Consider the following 1,533-nt stretch of genomic DNA (forward strand, 5'->3'; position numbering starts at 1 on the left):
GGTCTGTCGTATGTATAACAACGCGTTTGTGGGGCCGGAGCGTAATAATCACGGACATGCAGTTATCCTGAAACTCCGGGAACTCTATCCGACACGTTATATCTACAACGAACAGCATCTTGACCAGGCATATGACGACGATACGCCCCGCCTTGGCTGGCTGACAACCCGTCAGAGCAAACCTGTTCTGACCGAAGGAATGAAAACGCTTCTGAATAATGGAATATCAGGGATCCGCTGGTCAGGCACATTATCGGAAATGAACACCTACGTTTATGACGCGAAAGGCTCCATGAATGCACAGGAAGGCTGCTTTGATGATCAGCTCATGAGCTACATGATTGCCCAGGAGATGCGCGCCAGAATGCCGGTGAGGGTAAAACAGAAAACGGATAAACGCAGAACCACACACTGGATGGCTCACTGATGAAAAATGAAACTAACACCATGGCGACGAAAAACGACAATGGAGCCACGCCGCGTTTTTCTCAGCGCCAGTTACAGGCGCTTTGTTCTGATATTGACAGCCAGCCTAAATGGCGTGATGCCGCAAACAAGGCCTGTGCGTATTACGATGGCGATCAGTTGCCACCGGAAGTTCTTCAGGTTCTGAAAGATCGCGGTCAGCCGATGACTATCCATAACCTCATCGCGCCTACCGTCGATGGCGTTCTGGGAATGGAGGCCAAAACACGGACTGATCTGGTGGTGATGTCAGACGAGCCAGATGATGAAACTGAAAAACTGGCTGAAGCTATTAATGCTGAATTTGCCGATGCATGCCGCCTTGGCAATATGAATAAAGCCCGCTCTGATGCCTATGCGGAACAAATCAAGGCGGGCCTCAGTTGGGTGGAGGTCAGACGAAACAGCGATCCGTTCGGGCCTGAATTTAAGGTGTCTACTGTCAGCCGGAATGAGGTTTTCTGGGACTGGCTGAGCCGGGAGGCTGATTTAAGTGACTGCCGCTGGCTGATGCGTCGCCGCTGGATGGATACCGATGAGGCAAAAGCTACATTCCCGGGAATGGCTCAGGTTATCGATTATGCCATTGATGACTGGCGTGGTTTTGTCGATACCACGGTTACTGAAGGCCAGCCCAGTCCGTTGATGAGTGCATGGGAAGAGTATCAGTCATGGGATCGACAGCAGAACGAATGGCTTCAGCGTGAACGTCGTCGTGGGCTGCTTCAGGTGGTTTATTACCGTACATTCGAGCGTCTTCCGGTGATTGAACTCAGTAATGGACGGGTGGTGGCCTTTGATAAAAATAATCTGATGCAGGCGGTAGCTGTGGCATCCGGGCGGGTTCAGGTGAAAGTCGGGCGGGTAAGCCGTATTCGTGAAGCCTGGTTTGTCGGGCCACACTTTATTGTGGATCGCCCCTGTAGTGCTCCGCAGGGGATGTTTCCGCTGGTTCCTTTCTGGGGATACCGAAAGGATAAAACCGGGGAGCCATACGGGCTAATTTCCCGCGCCATTCCGGCACAGGATGAGGTGAATTTTCGTCGTATCAAGCTGACCTGGTTGCTT

The 1,533-nt window shown here is 51.9% G+C and carries 2 protein-coding genes; both read left to right on the forward strand.

What is annotated here, in order from left to right; translation table 11 throughout:
- Window positions 1-427 (forward strand): terminase large subunit (locus Y887_RS19495; protein ID WP_084726095.1); only part of this gene is annotated, 427 nt, incomplete at its 5' end.
- Window positions 427-1,533: portal protein (locus Y887_RS19500; RefSeq protein ID WP_046965548.1), on the forward strand; the 1,107-nt coding region annotated here is incomplete at its 3' end. The genes Y887_RS19495 and Y887_RS19500, both read left to right, overlap by 1 nt.

Source organism: Xanthomonas pisi DSM 18956, from assembly GCF_001010415.1.
Taxonomy (GTDB): domain Bacteria; phylum Pseudomonadota; class Gammaproteobacteria; order Xanthomonadales; family Xanthomonadaceae; genus Xanthomonas; species Xanthomonas pisi.